Origin of the sequence: Mesorhizobium sp. ISC11, from assembly GCF_037162595.1 — a bacterium.
Classification (GTDB): domain Bacteria; phylum Pseudomonadota; class Alphaproteobacteria; order Rhizobiales; family Rhizobiaceae; genus Mesorhizobium; species Mesorhizobium ciceri.
The window spans coordinates 2,955,829-2,972,625 of the sequence record NZ_JAVSPW010000001.1; the positions used below are offsets into that span (position 1 = coordinate 2,955,829).

Here is a 16,797-nt window from a genome sequence, read left to right on the forward strand (position 1 = left end):
TTCCGCTCCGTTCCCTAAATCTTGCTAACCCGCGGCATCAGTTGCCGGCGGCCGCTACCTTGTTCTGGCCGTCGACCTCGGCCATCAGCGTCTTGTTGGCGCCGGGCAGATCGGTCTTGGCTGCCGCCAGCCAGGTCTTGAACTGCGCATCAGAGACGACGCGGATGGCGATCGGCATGAAGGCATGGTCCTTGCCGCAGAGCTGCGAGCACTGGCCGTAAAAAATACCTTCCTTCTCCGCCTTGAACCAGGTCTCGTTGGTGCGACCCGGAACGGCGTCGATCTTGATGCCGAACGACGGCATGGCGAAGGAGTGGATCACGTCGGTCGCGGTGACGAGCACGCGGGTCATGGTGTTGACCGGCACGACCAGCTCGTTGTCGACGGCCAGCAGGCGCGGGTAGACCTTGCGGTCCTCCTTGCCGGCAGCGGCGCGTTCGGCGTCCTGGAGGATCGCGGAGTTGAAAGAGAGCGTGTTGTCGGTCTGGTACTCGTAGTCCCAGTTCCACTGGTTGCCGGTCGCCTTGACGGTCAGCTTTGCTTCTTCCGGCGGCGTGTATTGCGCGGTCAGCAGCTGGAACGAGGGGATAGCGATGAGGAGCAGGATGACGACAGGTCCGATCGTCCAGATCAACTCGATCCACGTGTTGTGGCTGGTCTTGGACGGAACCGGGTTGGCGCTCGCGCGGAATCTGATGATGCAATAGGCGAGAAGAATCAGCACCAGGATGGTGATCGGGACGATGAACCACATTGTGTAGTTCCCGAACCACTCGATCTGCCGCATCATGTCGGTCGCCGGCGCCTGGAAGGTTGTCTCCCAGTTCTTGGGCTGGTCGGCATGGGCGGATGCGCCGGCGAAAAACGTGATAGCGGCACAAGCACTTAGAAACTTGGCACTTGCTGGAACCTTGGCGTTTGCCAGGAAATTTCTCATCGCCCTCATCGTCTCCCAGTTCCTCGCTGTGGTACCCACGAGAATAACGAACAATGCCGGGACGGGAATCCCGACAGTTTCAAGCTGGTTCAAACCATACTCTTTTTCCCTCCGCAAGAAAGGAGCGGACGAAACCGTGCGGCATTTTTGCGCGCAAGCCCGGATGTGCCTTTGGAGGCAGCCGCGGCAGCCCCGAATCGCCTACATTGAACCCACAGCGGCATTCCCGCGGCGCGCACGTGCCGAACGTCGCAATTCGGGCGAAATTGGCAGGGAAAAGCGCCGTATTGGCTTTTTCGGGGCAGACCTGGTGCGGTCTCGTCCTTTACTTGGCTTTGGCGCGGCTTAAAGTGCCGTGATTCGCAATGGAGCCGTCATGAATTACTGGCTTTCGAGAAACTCTCGGTTTTCGAGAAACTGGGCGAAGGTCATCTTTTTCGCCGCCCTGTCTGGCATCGGCTTGTCCGCGATCGTGTCCGGCACGGCGAACGCCGCGCAACCGAGCGGTACCGTTCGCTCGACGCATGGCGCATGGTCGATCATCTGCGACACGCCGGCCGGTGCCACCTCGGAACAATGCGTGATGATGCAGAACGTCGTCGCCGAGGACCGTCCGGAGATGGGACTGTCGGTCGTCGTGCTGCGCACCGCCGACAACAAGGCGGAGATCCTGCGCGTTCTGGCGCCGCTCGGCGTGCTTTTGCCCAACGGGCTTGGCCTCAATGTCGACGGCAAGGACATCGGTCGCGCCTATTTCGTGCGCTGTTTCCAGGACGGCTGCTATGCCGAGGTTATCCTCGAAAAGCCGCTTCTCGACACGCTGAAGACCGGCACGTCGGCCACCTTCATTGTCTTCCAGACCCCGGAAGAAGGCATCGGCATCCCGGTCGACCTCAAGGGTTTTGCCGACGGCTTCGCCGCCCTCCCCTGAAAGCCCGGCGACATCACCGGCTTCATCAACCAGAAGTGACGTCGACGGTCTGCTGGCAAACCGCTTTTGTCTTCACAATGCGGCTGAGCGATTGTCTCGGCGCACCTTCGCGCCTACATCGTGGCAAAGACCCATTCCTCCTGTGAACGGACGCGCCATGAACAGCCTGATCGGCCAATTCGACATTTCAGACGATCGCATCAAGCAGATCGTCGCCGAAACCATCAACGGCGCCGATGACGGCGAGCTGTTCCTCGAATACAGCGAGAGCGAAGCGCTGATGTTCGACAATGGCCGGCTGAAGACCGCCAACTTCAACACCGACCAAGGGTTTGGCCTGCGCGCGGTTGCCGGCGAAGCCAGCGGCTATGCCCATTCCAGCGATCTCTCCGAAGCTTCGCTGCTGCGCGCGGCCGATGCCGTTTCGACCGTCAAGGGCGGCTATTCCGGCACGCTTGCCGCCGCACCCGCCCGCACCAACCGCCATCTCTATGGCGAAGAGAACCCGATCCCCTCGCCCTCCTTCGAGGCCAAGGCAAAGCTCCTGCAGGAAATCGACGCCTGGCTGCGCGCCGAGGACCCGCGCGTGCGGCAGGTTTCGGCATCGCTCGCCGCATCCTGGCAGCATGTCGAGATCGTGCGCGCCGACGGCCAAATGGTGCGCGACATCCGCCCGCTTGTCCGCGTCAACGTCTCCGTCGTTGTCGGCAATGGCGACCGCCAGGAGAGCGGCTCCTACGGCATGGGCGGCCGCAAGGCGTTTGGCGAATTCCTGGTCGAGGACAGCTGGAAGCACGCCGCCAAGGAGGCGCTCAGGCAAGCTCTGGTCAATCTTGAGGCGATACCGGCGCCGGCCGGCACTTTCGACATCGTCTTGTCCAGCGGCTGGCCGGGCGTCATGCTGCACGAGGCCGTCGGCCATGGGCTGGAAGGCGATTTCAACCGCAAGAAGACCTCGGCCTTCGCCGGACTGCTCGGCCAGCAGGTCGCCGCCAAGGGGGTGACCGTCGTCGACGACGGCACGATGCCCGAGCGGCGCGGCTCGCTGACAGTCGACGACGAAGGCACGCCTTCGGCCCGCAATGTGCTGATCGAGGACGGCAAGCTGGTCGGCTACATGCAGGATCGCCAGAACGCCCGGCTGATGGGCATGAAGGCAACCGGCAACGGCCGCCGCGAAGGCTACGCACACCAGCCGATGCCGCGCATGACCAACACCTATATGACGGCGGGCGACATGGAGCCGGACGAAATCATCGCCTCGGTCAAGAACGGCATCTATGCCGTCTCCTTCGGTGGCGGCCAGGTCGACATCACCTCGGGCAAATTCGTGTTCGGCTGCACCGAGGCCTACATGATCGAGAACGGCAAGGTGACGCAGCCGATCAAGGGCGCGATGCTGATAGGCAACGGTCCGGACGCCATGCATCGCGTCTCGATGATCGGCAACGACATGAAGCTCGACACCGGCATCGGCATGTGCGGCAAGGCCGGACAGGGCGTGCCGGTCGGCGTCGGCCAGCCGCATCTGCGCATGAACCAGATGACGGTGGGCGGCACGCGGGTCTGAGCGAACGGCCCCGATGGCCGGGCTTATGCCTTGCCGATAGACCGGCGCGAAGTCGTGTAGAGAATCAGGAAGGCGATGACGCCACCGATCGCATATTTGACCCAAGCACTCAGGTAGTCGACGGTCCCGTCGTGGCCGGAGACATACAGCGCAGCTGCGACAAACGTCATGGCTGCGATGCCAAGTGCATAGGACGGCAATAGCCCGGTTCGAGCGATCTTTCGCAAAATCCAGGCGACGAGCGCACCCGAGAGCGCCATCATGAGAGTTGCGCCGGCGCTTACGTTATGCGGCGCCTGACATCGCGCTGCGGACATTTGGCGGGCTCCCAACAGTAGAGGTCGCGGACAGCGCGGTGGTGTCGTCCGCACTCGACCTCGCAAAGAAGGGAATGGATTTCGCAGATGCTCTGCATCTGGGGAAATCAGCTCATTGCGCTGGCTTTGCAACCTTTGATCGTAATTTCCTCAAGGCTGCAAAGACGGCGGGATATGACAGCTTGCAGGAAGCATGACAAAGGTCCGTCGCTGGCGCCCTGATGGTCGAGTCAGACCGAATGCGCCCGCTGATGCTTGCGTTTTCCAGTTTGAATTCCCGGCTGCACCTTGAAGTGAACACAATCGGCATTAGGAAATTGTTAGGTGTTTAACTGCCTGGGCTGCCGTTTCCGCACGAACGCAGTGCCGGCCTTCTGGTTGCGGTGGTGTTGGCAATGCGGCATTTCCCCGGCGTCCTGACCTCCTCTTTCCTGCTTGGCTTCGTTTCGTTGATTGGCGCGACATGGTTGCAAGCCAGTCCGGCGGCGGCACAGTCGACATTGTTCAAGTCGCGATCGACGCAATCTGCCGCAATTGGTGGAAGCACCAGCGTCCCCTACGGTTGGGTCGATTTCTGCCATCGCCGGCCAAAGGAGTGCAAGGTGCCCGCTCTGCCGGCCGCGAATATCAAGCTGACCGCGCAGAACCTACGCATCCTCAAGCGGATAAATCACAAGGCGAACAGCGCCATCAAACCCGTCAGCAATTTCGATCACTGGGGTACGATGGCGGATCACTGGGACTATCCGGTAGACGGTAAGGGCGACTGCAAGATCTACGCGCTCTACAAGCGCAAGCTTCTTCTGGCAGCGGGATTCCCCCGGCAAGCGTTGCTGATGACCGTGGTGCGCGACCTGGACAATGAAGGCCACACCATTCTGACGGTGAAAACCGACAAGGGTGATCTTGTCCTGGACAATCTGGTCAATGAGATCAGGCCCTGGAATGCGACGGGCTATTACTTCGTGAAACGTCAGTCGCAGCAGAACCCAAACACCTGGGTGTCGATCAACCAACGCGGCGGCACGTCGAAACGACTGTCGCCAAGTTCGTAGGGCCGAAGCCTCCAGGCTATCGCCGCTTCTTCGGCTTCTCCAGCAGTGCCACCGCTTCGACTTGCGGCGACCACAGGAACTGGTCGATCGGCGTCACGCTCTTCAAGGCGTAGCCGCCGTCGATGAGGATGCGCAGGTCGCGAGCCAGCGTCACCGGATTGCAGGATACCGCGGCAACGTAGGGAACATCCGAGCGGGCGATCTGCTTCGACTGGTCCTCGGCGCCGGCGCGCGGCGGGTCGAACACCACACCGTCGAACGCATTCAACTCCTTGAACGTCAGCGGCCGGCGGAACAGGTCGCGGCGTTCGCCCGTCACCCGCTTCAAGCCGGTGGCGAAGCGCGATCCACGGTCGAGCGCTGAAAGCGCTGCCGCATCGCCTTCCACCGCATGGACTTCCGACTTCGCGGCCAGGCGCAGAGCAAAGCTACCGCAACCGGCGAAAAGATCCGCCACCTTCTTGGCACGCTTCAGATGTCCGCCGACGATGTCGGCCATCGCCTGTTCGGCGGCCTCGGTTGCCTGCAGGAACGCGCCCGGGGGCAAGGCGACAGCGACGCTGCCGAACATGACCACCGGCTTTTTCGGCTCGATAATGATTTCGTCATCGATGGACAGCCTGGCAAAGCCCTGCGCCATGACGAAGTTAGCCGCGATCCGGCGCTGGTGCTCCCCGAGCTTGCCGGATTCGTGAACCGCGACATCGAGCCCCGAACCGGTCACGGTGACCGCCAGCCGGAACGATTTGGCGGTTGCGCAGACCAATTCGGCGAGCGCCTTCAAGCGATCGAGCGCGGCAACGATCTCCGGCAGCGAGATCGGGCATTCCGATATGGCGACGATCTCCGGCGACAGATGGCGATGGAAGCCGAGCAGCATGCCTGTCTCGGTGCGCCGGGCGGCAAGCACGACACGGCGGCGCGTCTGCGGTGCGCAGGCGACCAGGTCACCGATCTCGCAATCGATGCCCTTGCCCTTCAGGATGTGCGCCACTTTTTCGCGCTTCCACTGGCGATAGGCTTCGGCTTCGAAATGCTGGAGCGCGCAACCGCCGCATTCGGTGAAGTGGCGGCAGGCGGGATCGATGCGCAGCGGCGATGCTTCCAGCACCGCCATCAGCATGGCGCGATCCCTTTCGCGCGCGGCGGTGACCGTTTCACCGGGCAGTGTGAAGGGAATGAACAGATCGCCTGTCTCGGTCTCGGCGACACCGTCGCCCTGGGCGCCAAGTTTCCTGATGCTGAAGCGCGCGCTCATCGGTCCTTGATCCCACCGAGCAGGAATTCGCGATTGCCGTCGCCGCCATCGATCGGCGACAGATGCAGCCCCAGCGAGCGCCAGCCGGGAACGGAGTCCAGCCAATCCTGCAGCAGGCCGGCGACACGGGCGGCGTCGAAGGGATCCTTCAACAGACCACCCTTGCCGATCGCTTCCCTGCCGGCCTCGAATTGCGGCTTGACCAGAAACATGGCCTTTGCGCCAGCCTTGGCCAGACCAAGGGCCGGCGGCAGCGCCAGTTTCAGCGAGATGAAGCTGACGTCGGAGACGATGAAATCCGGAATACGCCCGCCGAGATCGGTGACGGCGAGGTCGCGGGCGTTCAGCCCTTCGATCACCGTCACACGCGGGTCGCCGCCGATATCAGGATGCATCTGGCCATGACCGACATCGACGGCGGTGACATGGGCCACGCCGCGCTCGAGCAACACCTGGGTGAAGCCGCCGGTCGAGGCGCCGATGTCGAGCGCTTCACGGCCGGCAGGATCGAGGCCGAAATGATCGAGCCCGCCGATCAGCTTGAGTGCCGCGCGCGACACATAGCCTTGCGCCGGATCATCGATGGTAACGTGACATTGCGGCAAAACGCTCTGGCCGGGCTTGCGCGCAATGAGGCCGTCGACGGTCACAGTGCCGCGCTCGACCGCGTCGCGGGCACGCGAGCGGCTGGCAAACAGCCCGCGCTGGACGAGCAGGTCGTCGAGCCGCTGGCGTGCGCTGGCTGGCAGAGGCGAATTCATCGGCCTTCATGGCGAAAGCCGACGACGATGGCAAGAGCGCCAGCTGGAAGCATTTCGTCTCCCGTTCCCATCATCACGCTCAGCATCTTGCACGGCGACGATGGTGAGGCGTCCCGTCCCGCCGACCATCCTTATGAATACCCATGCGTTACGCCCGTTGAGACGGATGACCGCCGAAGCATGAGGTCTCACCGCCTGCGGGTAAATACCAACAATCTAGAAAGCCTCATGATTTCTTAACCAATTTTCATCGCATTTGCTTGAGGACTTCAATGTTATGACCGCGACGACGGGAAAACCCGGATGAAGAGGCGGCAACTTTGGAAATGGCCAGCGACATCGTCTACAAGGTTCTTGACCGGATTTCTGGCGCCGGCCTGCTGGCGACCGGACTTCTGTTGCTGACTGCTTTGGCCAGTGCCCTGGTCGCCTATTGGCGCACGGTCGAGAAAAAGAGCTGGAAAGAGTTCTTCGAGTTCGCGGTCCCGCATGAGGTCATCACGCATCCTTCGGCGAAAGCCGACCTTTTGTTCTGGGTGACGCGGAAGGCGCTGATGCCATTCCTCATGCTGCCCGCCGGCGTCGTCTTCGTCAGCGCCGTCGGCTATGCGACGAACTGGTTGCTCTCCACGCTGCTGGCAATCCAGCCGCCTCTGATCGAGGGGCCGGCGGGGCCTGTGACGGTGACGATCTTCACCCTCACCATGCTGCTTGCCTACGACATTTCGTACTATCTCTATCATGTCGCCCAGCACCGCTACCCGGTGCTCTGGGAACTGCACAAGGTGCACCATTCGGCCGAGGTGATGGTCGGCATCACCAAGGATCGCGTCCACCCGCTCGACGAATTGATGAACCGGGCCTGGGACGGCGTCATTCCCGGCATCTGCTTCGGCATCTGGTCGCTGGTGTCGCTGAACCTGGTTGAACTGACGGTCTTCGGCGTCAACGTCTACATCATACGCAACATCCTGATGATGGATTTCGTCAGGCACACGCATTTCAAGATCTCGTTTGGGCCGTTGAACAATCTGATCCTGTGCCCACACTGGCATCAGTTGCACCACAGCACCGACCCGCGCCATTACGACAAGAACTTCGGGCTGCTCTTCTCGTTCTGGGATCGGCTCTTCGGAACTCTGTGCGTTCCGAAACCCGACGAGGACTTCAAGTTCGGTTTGATCGAACGCAACGTGCGCGACTACCAGTCGCTCGCAGGCCTCTATGTCATGCCGCTGCAGCGGATGTGGCGGCAGATCGCCAGACATTTCCGCGCCGACAAGCCCGAGCCACAGCAATCGCCGCAGGGGGGCAAGCCATGAACGGACCGGCCGTGTTTCGGATGCAGCAAGCGCACCGGATCGAAATTGCAACCTCGCCAGAGCGACTGGCAGAAATCGCGCCCGCCTGGGCAGCGCTCTGGCAACGCGCCGGCGGCCTCGTTTTCCAGCATCCCGACTGGATCTCGGCCTGGTGGCACACCACACCGCATCAGGACCGCCGCGGCCTCAGGATCGGCCTGGTCTGGAGCGGCGAGCGCCTCGAGGCGGTCATTGCGCTCGCGACCTTCTGGCGCTCGGGCATCCGTATGCTGGAATGGGCGGCGAAGGATCACTGCGACTATGGCGATGTCCTGCTTGCTCCCGATGCAGAGCCACAGATCCTGCCGCAACTCTGGCAACATATCCTCGACGATAGCGGCTTCGATCTTGCGTATCTCAATCGGCTGTTGCCCGATGCTCGATTCCGGACCCTGCTTGGTCCCGCCGCCCCAGGCCAGGGCAGCATCTTGCAGCCGAGCCACCGCAGCGAGGTCAGCTACCGAGTTTCCAGCGCCGGACAACGCGGCGCACAATGGTTTGAAAGCCAGTCGAAGAAAACCCGGCAAAACTATCGCCGTGGTTACAAATTCATGGAGGAAGGCGGCGCGCTGCGTTTCCGCCTGATGGATGCGCACGAAGCCCGCGAGCCGGTGCTGGAACGCGTCGCCGCGCTGAAACGGCTATGGCTCGCAAAACACGGCCGCGTTTCGGACCTGTTCGACGAAGGTTCCCCCGCGCTGCCGGCACTGATCTCCGTTCTGGCCGGGCTTGGGTTGCTGCGCATCTTCGTGCTCGAACGCGAAGACGAGATCATCGCCATATCGATCAATTTCGAGCAGCATGGAACCATGATGGCTTTCGTCACCACCTATGATCCGGCCTTCGAACGGGCCTCGCCGGGCATGGTCTTGATGATGGATTACATCCAGTGGTCGTTCGACAGGGGCTTGACCACGATCGATTTTCTCTGCGGCGGCGAGGATTTCAAGCGCCGCTTTGCGACGCATTCGGTGATCTTGTCGTCAGTGGTGGGTGGACGAAACCTGCGCGGACGCCTTGCCGCCCTGGCAGACCGCGCCCGCCACGCGGCGCAATCCTGGCGCCCCGAGAAACCGGCGCAACAAGCGGAGCTGGTGGCGGCGGAGTAGCAGTGCCGACGCCTTTAGATCACCCGCACAGCGGCAAAGCACGATGAAACGATCGGGCAATCCCGATCAGGGCTTGCTGGTCTCTAGCTCAGAATACGCTTCGCGAAACCGGGCGCTCGACGGCCGGAGACAACCCATCCGCACGCCCTCCCGACGCTTGCTCGCGTGAAGGCTCGATGGCAACCGCAGGTGCGGGAACGGGGGCCGGCAGAACCACCAGTTGCGGCACCTGCTTGAAGGAAAAGCCGCCGCGGATGTCGCCCATCTTGCCGGCGACGATGCCCATGGCCGCCTTTTCGAGGCTGCGATCATAGCGCGTTTCGGCTGTGGCCGGCGCGACGATGACGGCGCAAAGCGCTGCGCCGCACAGAAGCGTTTTCATTGTTGCTGTCTCCCTGCCTGATCACGATCTAGCAGGGCGCCGTTGAAAAACGGCCAAGAGACACGGTAAGCAAAGCGCCAAACGGCAGCGTAAACAACGCGTTAAGAACGTTGGCCGGCAAACTGATTCAAGTCACTGAGACTTTGATTCAGGCGCGCTGGGCGCGAACCGTATGCCCGAGCGCGACGAACACGGTGCGCACGATGCCGGCAGCATCGAGCCCGGCATCGGCATACATCTTTTCCGGCTTGGCGTGGTCGGTAAACACGTCGGGCAGCACCAGCGGGCGCACCTTCAGGCCGCTTTCCAGCAGGCCTTCATGGGCGAGGAACTGCAGCACATGGCTGGCGAAGCCGCCGACGGCGCCCTCCTCCACCGTCACCAGAACCTCATGCGAGCGGGCCAGCCGCCGGATCAGATCCTCGTCGAGCGGCTTGGCGAAACGGGCGTCGGCGACCGTGGTGGAGAGCCCGGCAGCCCCTAGCTCCTCGGCGGCGATCAGGCAATCCTGCAGCCGTGTGCCGAAGGACAGCAATGCTACCTTGGTGCCCTCCCTGACGATGCGGCCCTTGCCGACTTCGAGCACGGAGCCACGCTCCGGCATGTCGACGCCAACGCCATTGCCGCGCGGATAGCGAAAGGCGATCGGGCCGTCATCATAGCTTGCCGCGGTGCGTACCATGTGGCGCAGCTCCGCCTCGTCGGCCGCCGCCATCACCACGAAGCCCGGCAGTGTCGCCAGGAAGGTGGTGTCGAAGGCGCCGCAATGGGTGGCGCCATCGGCGCCGACGAAGCCGGCGCGGTCGATGGGAAAGCGCACCGGTAATTTCTGGATGGCGACGTCGTGGACGACCTGGTCGTAGGCGCGCTGCAGGAAGGTGGAATAGATGGCCGCGAACGGCTTGTAGCCTTCGGTGGCGAGGCCGGCGGCGAAGGTCACCGCGTGCTGTTCGGCGATGCCGACATCGAAGGTCCTCGACGGGAACGCTTCGCCGAACAGGTCGAGGCCGGTACCGCTCGGCATGGCTGCGGTGACGGCGACGATGCGGTCGTCCTCGCGGCCCTCCTGGACCAGGCTTTCGGCGAACACCTTGGTGTAGGCCGGTGCGTTGGCCGGCGCCTTGGCCTGCGCGCCGGTGATGACGTCGAACTTGTTGACGCCGTGATATTTGTCGGCGGCGGCTTCCGCCGGCGCATAGCCCTTGCCCTTCTGGGTGACGACATGGATGAGCACCGGGCCTTCGCCATTGTCTCGGACATTTTTCAGGACCGGGATCAGATGCTCCAGATTGTGGCCGTCGATCGGGCCGATGTGATAGAAGCCGAGTTCCTCGAACAGCGTGCCGCCGGTGACGTAGCCGCGTGCATGCTCGACCGCCCTTGTGATCGCACGATCCGCCCGCTTGCCGAGATAAGATGTCAGTTTTTTGCCGAAATCGCGCAGGCCGATATAGGCCTTGCCGGAGGCCAGCCGCGCCAGATAGGCGCTCATGGCGCCGGTTGGCGGCGCGATCGACATGTCGTTGTCGTTGAGAATGACGATCAGCCGTGCATCGAGCGCGCCGGCATTGTTCATCGCCTCGTAGGCCATGCCGGCAGACATGGCGCCGTCGCCGATGACGGCGATGACATTGTTGCGGCCGCCGGAGAGATCGCGGGCCGCGGCCATGCCGAGGCCGGCCGATATCGATGTCGAGGAGTGGGCAGCGCCGAAGGGATCGTACTCGCTCTCGGCGCGGCGGGTGAAGCCGGACAGGCCGCCTTCCTGGCGCAGCGTGCGGATACGGTCGCGGCGGCCGGTCAGGATCTTGTGCGGATAGGCCTGGTGGCCGACATCCCAGATCAGCCGATCATCGGGGGTGTTGAAGACATAGTGCAGCGCCACTGTCAGCTCGACCACGCCAAGGCCGGCGCCCAGATGACCACCCGTGCGGGATACCGCGTCGACCAGCTCGGCGCGAAGCTCGGACGCCAGTTGCGGCAGCTCACTCTCGGCAAGCATGCGCAGGTCGGCCGGGATGCGGGCCTTGTCGAGAAGCGGCGTATGCGGCGTTGCGTTCACGGTGCTCAGGCTTTCGGTTGATGGGCGAAATAGGCCGCCGGCCGGCGAAAGTAAATGCGTGTCAGTGACGCGGATCAGACTGTGGTCTTTTGCTTCTATGCAGGTCGTTTCCCCAAAACCGGGCCACTTTGGGCGACAGGCATCAGCTTTCCGGCAGCGGAATGAACTCTTCCTCGTCTCCTGGAACGATGTCGAAGCGGCCTGTCTTCCATTCCTCTTTCGCCTGTTCGATACGCTCTTTCGACGACGAGACGAAATTCCACCAGATGTAACGCTTCGAACCAAGAGAGGCGCCGCCGAACAGCATGAAATGCGCCCCGGTCTGCGACGACACGACGATCTCGTCACCGGGACGGAAGACCAGCAGCCGTTCGGCTGGGAACACATCGCCCGAAATCGAGACCTCGCCTTCCAGCGTGTAAATGGCGCGCTCTTCCGCATCGGCAGGGATTTTCACGCTGGCGCCGGGCGCCAGGCGCAGGTCGGCGTAGAGCGTCTCCGAATCGGCCCTGACCGGGGACCGTAATCCTTGGAAATCGCCGATGATGAGGCGCCCGTTGACGCCTTCGGCATCAATCTCGGGAAGCCTGAGCGCTCCTGTGTTCTCGAACACAGGAGCCACCTCTTCCTTGTCGTCCGGCAGCGCCAGCCATGTCTGCAGGCCGGATACCGACATCGGCGCGCCACGCAGTTCCTCCGGCGTACGCTCCGAATGGACGATGCCGCGGCCGGCGGTCATCAAATTCACGTCGCCGGGCTGAATGACCATTTCGGTGCCGAGGGAGTCGCGGTGCCGGATCTTGCCGTCGAACAGATAGGTGACCGTCGACAGTCCGATATGCGGATGCGGACGGACGTCCAGCGCCTGGCCGGCCCGCAGGATCGCGGGACCCATGCGGTCGAAGAAGATGAACGGACCGACCAACCGCCTTTTTGCCGTTGGCAGGGCACGGCGCACCTGAAAACCACCGATGTCCTTGGCGTTCGGAATGACCATCAATTCGATCTGATCGCTGGCGAACGCATCGCCCACCTCAGGGTCTTTCCCGGGGAAGAAGCTCATGGACTCTCCTTGTCGGTGGTCGAAGGCCGCCTGGCCGCATCAGGCAAAGCGGATGGCCGCCTTTGCCCGCAGCTTGGCCGCCACCTCTTCGCGATTGCGCGGATGCTGATGGGTTTCCAGGGAATCGAGCAGTTCGCGCGCCGAGGCCGCGATGGCGTCGACGGCATGATCGAAGGCGTGCTGGTTCTGCTTCGAGGGTCGCGTCGTTCCGCTCAGCTTGCGGACGAACTGAAGGGCCGCGTCGCGCACCTCGTCATTGGTTGCCGGCGGATCAAAATTGAACAGGGTCTTGATGTTTCTGCACATCGCTTCCGTATCTCCTCTTGTCCTTGAGCTGTTTCAATCGCAACGAGTTATATCCTCGATCATGATCATGTCCAAAAACCGGTGAGGCGAGGCCATCGTTCGGACCGGCCTCAATCCGCGTCGAGCGGCTCCGTTCCAACCGGCTTGCCGTCGCGCGACAGCCTGATCTTCTCGACCTTGTCCTCGGCGGCCTTCAGCAGCCGGTCGCAATGCGCCTTCAGCGCCTCGCCACGTTCATAGATCCTGATCGACTGGTCGAGCGGCACGTCGCCACGCTCCAGATCATCGACGATCTTCTCCAGCGCATCGAGTGCCTGCTCGAAGCTCATCGCCTTGACGTCTTCGTTGGTCTCACCAGCCATCGTTCATCCTTTCATCAGTCGCCCGACATGGGCGGCGACCGAAAATGCCAATCCCTGCAGATCGTAGCCGCCCTCGAGCAGGCTGACGAGCCGGTTGCCGCTGTGGCGTGCCGCGCGCTGCATCAGCTGGCCGGTCGCCCAATCGAAATCATCCTCGGTCAGATTGATCTCGGCCAGCGGATCGCGGTGGTGCGCGTCGAACCCGGCCGAAATGATGATCAGGTCGGGCGCGAAATTGTCGAGCGCGGGCAGGACGCGCGACAGGAAGGCATCGCGAAACACTTCGCTGCCGGTCTGCGGCGCCAGCGGTGCGTTGACGATGTTGCCGGCGCCCGTTTCGGTCTTCGCTCCGGTGCCGGGATAAAGCGGCATCTGGTGTGTCGAGCAATAGAGCACCGAGGGATCGTCCCAGAAAATATCCTGCGTGCCATTGCCGTGATGCACGTCCCAGTCGACGATGGCAACGCGCTCGACACCGTGTTTCTTCTGCGCATAACGCGCCGCGATCGCCGCCGTGTTGAACAGGCAGAAGCCCATGGCCGTGGTCTTTTCGGCATGATGGCCGGGCGGCCGGGCGGCGACGAAGACGTTGTCGGCGCGGCCCGAAAAGACATCATCGACGGCGGCGTTGGCGGCGCCGATCGCGGTGATCGCCGCTTGCCAGCTCTTCGGACTGGCAGTGGTGTCGGCATCGATGCGGGCAATCCCCTCGTCGGGAATGGCGGCGCGCACGCGGGCGACGAAATCGGCGGGATGCGCGTAGAGGATGGTGGCCTCGTCGCCTTCCGGCGCCTGGATACGATCGAGCCCGGCAAAGGCTTCCTCATCGAGCACGCGCTCGATGGCACGCAGGCGGTCGGGCCGCTCGGGATGTCCGGGCGGCGTGAGATGCTCGAGGAAGATCGGATGCGTGTAGAGACGGGTGGTCATCGTCCTAATCTAGTGACCCGGATCGACAAAGGCCATGCACGGGCGGCCGATGACTGGGGAAAATCGCGCCTGCGTCCATTCGTGTCGCCGCAGGCATTGGCCTCGCCGGCGCTTCGGCGTAAAGTCCTTGGCACTGCCTGGTGCCCGCCGCAAGCGGGAGAATCGGGAACACGGTTGAATTCCGTGGCGTGCCCAACGCTGTGAGGGGGACCGCGCCGGTAAATGCCACTGTCGATGACGGGAAGGCACCGGACGCGGGTTGATCCCAAGCCAGAAGACCGGCCTGGCAGGCATCGTCATCCGCATGGTCGGGCGGGTGGCATCAGAGCGACGTGCGTCCATTTGGACGCACAAAGTACGCTCTGACCGTTTTGAATCTGCAATCGCAAGGGGACAAGCGATGCCGGAACATATGACCGCTGCCATTGACGATGGATTCGACCAGAATGCGCGCGATGCGGTCTATCGCGCCATGTTCACGCGGCGCGACGTGCGCAGCCATTTCCTGCCCACCGCGATCGATGACGACGTGCTGGCGCGGCTGCTGCTTGCCGCCCATCACGCGCCATCGGTCGGCTTCATGCAGCCATGGAATTTCATTGTCATTCGCGATGCCGGACGACGAGCGGAGGTGCGCGACCTGTTCCTGGCCGCGCGCGAGCAGGAACTGCCGGCGATCGAGGCGGAAAAACAGGCGCTGTACCGCAAGCTCAAGCTGGAAGGCATCTGCGAGAGCGCGCTCAACATCTGCATCACTTGCGACCGGCAGCGCTCGAAGGGTTCGCCGCTGGGACGCTGGCACAATCCGGAGATGGATCTCTACAGCACCGTCTGCGCGGTGCAGAATTTCTGGCTGGCCGCGCGTGCCGAGGGCGTTGGCGTCGGCTGGGTGAGCATCATCGAGGCTGAGGCGCTGAAGCGGCTGTTGGCCATTCCGGATCACGTAACGCCAATCGCCTATCTCTGCGTCGGCCGTGTTTCCGAGTTCGCTTCCAAACCGGACCTTGAAACGCATGGTTGGGGACGGCGGCTGCCGCTGCCGGAACTGATCATGAGCGAGACGTTTTCCGGGCAAGGCGAGACACAGCTCAAGTCCACCGTGGCGCGCCTCAACACCGTTTCTGCCTCACCAGACACCACCTGCCCGGCCGATCAGGGTGTGGCGCCGGCCGTACCCCAGCGCGAACCGCCGAAGGAGGCGAGCGCCTTGTCCTTGAGCTCCCTGAACTTCGACGACGCCTCGGCCAACCGGGCGTCCCAGGCCGGATCCGGCACCTGGCCCGCGATGGTCTTGAAATAGACCTGCATCAGGCAAGCGATGGCGAAAGGCTCGATGAAGGCCGCCTTGAATGCCCAGGCGAAGACGATGGCGAGCACGAAGGCCCAGCCGGCGAGCTGGCCGGGCATCAGGAACAGAATGGCGCCGGCAGGCGCCAGCATCATCAGAAAGATGACGAACGACACGCCCCACATGATGACCGCCAGCCAGACGGCGTTCTTGACCATGACCTTGCCGTTCTGGGCATAGAGCACGACGCCTTGGCGCGCCGTCTCGAAGGGTGAGGCTGAATTGATGCGGATGTTGTAACCGAGGATGATCTCGTCGACATAGGTCAGCGACAGGCGGATCACCGTGTTGATGAAGGAGACCAGGCCGCTCAGGCCCGGTATCGGCAGGAAGGCGGCGATACCGCCGAGCAGGCCGGTGATGGCGCGGATGGCACCCTTGACGAGCTGGTCGACGACGAAAAGGATATTGGCCTCGGCAAAACGCTGGGTGACGACATCCCTGGCGTAGGCGATCTGGTCCTGACCGCCGGGAATGTCGCGGCCGTCGATCAGATGAACCATGACGGCGATGTGGCCGGCCTTGACGATATAGAGGATGTATTCGCGGATCCAGTAGACCGCGATCGAGACGATGCCAAACCCGACCACGCCGCCCCACAGGGCAAAGGACATGGGCCCGTCGGGATCGGTGGAGATATGGCCGACGCCATAGCCGACCGAGGCACCGGTGCCGGTCGCCATGATGTAGGCCAGCGTGATGCCGAAATAGACGATCATACGAAAGACGATGAACGGCCAGGTCCGCATCATGATGGACACCGACCGGCCGATCTCGAAATCCCACATGTGCCCCTCCGCCTCAGAGATGGTGGAAGAGGATGAACTCAACCCGGCGATTGTCAATTGCCGGCCCTGGCACCACAGGGCGACGAATTCTGGGCAACGGTTTTCTTTCGCAGCCTTTCGCCGGCGCATTGTCTGACGGAGCATCAAACGAAAAACCCGCCTGTGCGGCGGGTCACCGGCGCAAATCAGCACCATGGACGAATATGTACCTTAGCTGAGGGCAGGTGTCAAGAAAAAATTCCTATCGGGAACAGCTG

17 protein-coding genes, 1 pseudogene and 1 riboswitch are annotated in these 16,797 nt (G+C 62.7%); of the genes and pseudogenes, 7 read left to right on the plus strand and 11 right to left on the minus strand.

Features of this window, described 5'->3' with window-relative positions; translation table 11 throughout:
* Positions 1–37: 37 nt before the first annotated feature.
* The gene (coxB, locus tag RPF88_RS14685) at positions 38–937 is read right to left on the minus strand and encodes a cytochrome c oxidase subunit II (protein WP_013532780.1); all 900 of its coding nucleotides are present in this window, start codon (positions 935–937) and stop codon (positions 38–40) included.
* A 376-nt stretch (positions 938–1,313) separates the two neighbouring features.
* Between coxB and RPF88_RS14690 the strand changes: the two genes are divergently transcribed.
* A complete protein-coding gene (locus RPF88_RS14690) occupies positions 1,314–1,868 on the plus strand; it encodes an invasion associated locus B family protein (protein WP_013532781.1) in 555 nt (184 codons plus the stop codon).
* A 157-nt stretch (positions 1,869–2,025) separates the two neighbouring features.
* Positions 2,026–3,438, plus strand: a complete 1,413-nt coding sequence (tldD, locus tag RPF88_RS14695; protein WP_024503610.1) for a metalloprotease TldD — start codon at positions 2,026–2,028, stop codon at positions 3,436–3,438.
* 23 nt (positions 3,439–3,461) lie between these two features.
* Here the strand turns inward: tldD and RPF88_RS14700 are convergent, their stop codons facing one another.
* Positions 3,462–3,755: a hypothetical protein gene (locus tag RPF88_RS14700; protein ID WP_063167679.1), complete on the minus strand. Its 294-nt coding sequence runs from the start codon at positions 3,753–3,755 to the stop codon at positions 3,462–3,464.
* Positions 3,756–3,829: 74 nt separating this feature from the next.
* Here RPF88_RS14700 and RPF88_RS14705 point away from each other — a divergent pair, with 74 nt between their 5' ends.
* Positions 3,830–3,952 carry a hypothetical protein gene (locus tag RPF88_RS14705; protein WP_263499028.1) on the plus strand — a complete coding sequence of 41 codons (123 nt, stop codon included), beginning with the start codon at positions 3,830–3,832 and terminating at the stop codon, positions 3,950–3,952.
* Positions 3,953–4,150: 198 nt separating this feature from the next.
* On the plus strand, positions 4,151–4,810 hold the full coding sequence (locus RPF88_RS14710; protein WP_063167678.1) for a transglutaminase-like cysteine peptidase: 660 nt from the start codon (positions 4,151–4,153) through the stop codon (positions 4,808–4,810).
* Positions 4,811–4,826: 16 nt separating this feature from the next.
* Here RPF88_RS14710 and RPF88_RS14715 read toward each other — a convergent pair whose 3' ends face one another.
* Positions 4,827–6,068 carry a class I SAM-dependent RNA methyltransferase gene (locus tag RPF88_RS14715; RefSeq protein ID WP_063167677.1) on the minus strand — a complete coding sequence of 414 codons (1,242 nt, stop codon included), beginning with the start codon at positions 6,066–6,068 and terminating at the stop codon, positions 4,827–4,829.
* Positions 6,065–6,829, minus strand: a complete 765-nt coding sequence (locus RPF88_RS14720; protein WP_063167676.1) for a TlyA family RNA methyltransferase — start codon at positions 6,827–6,829, stop codon at positions 6,065–6,067. Before RPF88_RS14720 ends, RPF88_RS14715 begins: the two co-directional genes overlap by 4 nt.
* A gap of 326 nt (positions 6,830–7,155) precedes the next feature.
* On the opposite strand from RPF88_RS14720, the gene RPF88_RS14725 reads away from it, so the two are divergent.
* Together RPF88_RS14725 and RPF88_RS14730 are read left to right on the plus strand one after the other, a co-directional pair.
* Positions 7,156–8,151: a sterol desaturase family protein gene (locus RPF88_RS14725; RefSeq protein WP_337122659.1), complete on the plus strand. Its 996-nt coding sequence runs from the start codon at positions 7,156–7,158 to the stop codon at positions 8,149–8,151.
* Entirely contained in the window at positions 8,148–9,299 is a 1,152-nt protein-coding gene (locus RPF88_RS14730) for a GNAT family N-acetyltransferase (RefSeq protein WP_063167674.1), read from the plus strand. The genes RPF88_RS14725 and RPF88_RS14730 overlap by 4 nt, the downstream gene beginning before the upstream one ends.
* An 88-nt stretch (positions 9,300–9,387) precedes the next feature.
* On the opposite strand, the gene RPF88_RS14735 is transcribed toward RPF88_RS14730, so the two are convergent.
* The 6 genes from RPF88_RS14735 to RPF88_RS14760 form a co-directional block, all read right to left on the minus strand.
* A complete protein-coding gene (locus RPF88_RS14735) occupies positions 9,388–9,681 on the minus strand; it encodes a hypothetical protein (protein WP_024503606.1) in 294 nt (97 codons plus the stop codon).
* A gap of 148 nt (positions 9,682–9,829) precedes the next feature.
* Entirely contained in the window at positions 9,830–11,743 is a 1,914-nt protein-coding gene (gene dxs / locus RPF88_RS14740) for a 1-deoxy-D-xylulose-5-phosphate synthase (protein WP_063167673.1), read from the minus strand.
* A gap of 142 nt (positions 11,744–11,885) precedes the next feature.
* Positions 11,886–12,806, minus strand: coding sequence for a pirin family protein (locus RPF88_RS14745; protein ID WP_063167672.1), 921 nt, complete (start codon positions 12,804–12,806; stop codon positions 11,886–11,888).
* Between the two features lie 39 nt (positions 12,807–12,845).
* Positions 12,846–13,112, minus strand: a complete 267-nt coding sequence (locus RPF88_RS14750; RefSeq protein ID WP_013532791.1) for a DUF2277 domain-containing protein — start codon at positions 13,110–13,112, stop codon at positions 12,846–12,848.
* Positions 13,113–13,222: 110 nt separating this feature from the next.
* Complete coding sequence (locus RPF88_RS14755; protein ID WP_013532792.1) at positions 13,223–13,474, minus strand: exodeoxyribonuclease VII small subunit; 252 nt, start codon at positions 13,472–13,474, stop codon at positions 13,223–13,225.
* 3 nt (positions 13,475–13,477) lie between these two features.
* The gene (locus RPF88_RS14760; protein ID WP_063167671.1) at positions 13,478–14,404 is read right to left on the minus strand and encodes a histone deacetylase family protein; all 927 of its coding nucleotides are present in this window, start codon (positions 14,402–14,404) and stop codon (positions 13,478–13,480) included.
* 121 nt (positions 14,405–14,525) lie between these two features.
* Positions 14,526–14,705: riboswitch (cobalamin riboswitch) on the plus strand.
* 111 nt (positions 14,706–14,816) lie between these two features.
* On the opposite strand from RPF88_RS14760, the pseudogene bluB reads away from it, so the two are divergent.
* A pseudogene (gene bluB, locus RPF88_RS14765) lies at positions 14,817–15,434 on the plus strand (5,6-dimethylbenzimidazole synthase); the annotation flags it as partial.
* 122 nt (positions 15,435–15,556) lie between these two features.
* Here the strand turns inward: bluB and RPF88_RS14770 are convergent.
* Positions 15,557–16,540 (minus strand): hypothetical protein, encoded by a 984-nt coding sequence (locus tag RPF88_RS14770; RefSeq protein ID WP_063167669.1) that lies wholly within the window; start codon positions 16,538–16,540, stop codon positions 15,557–15,559.
* Positions 16,541–16,797 lie beyond the last annotated feature (257 nt).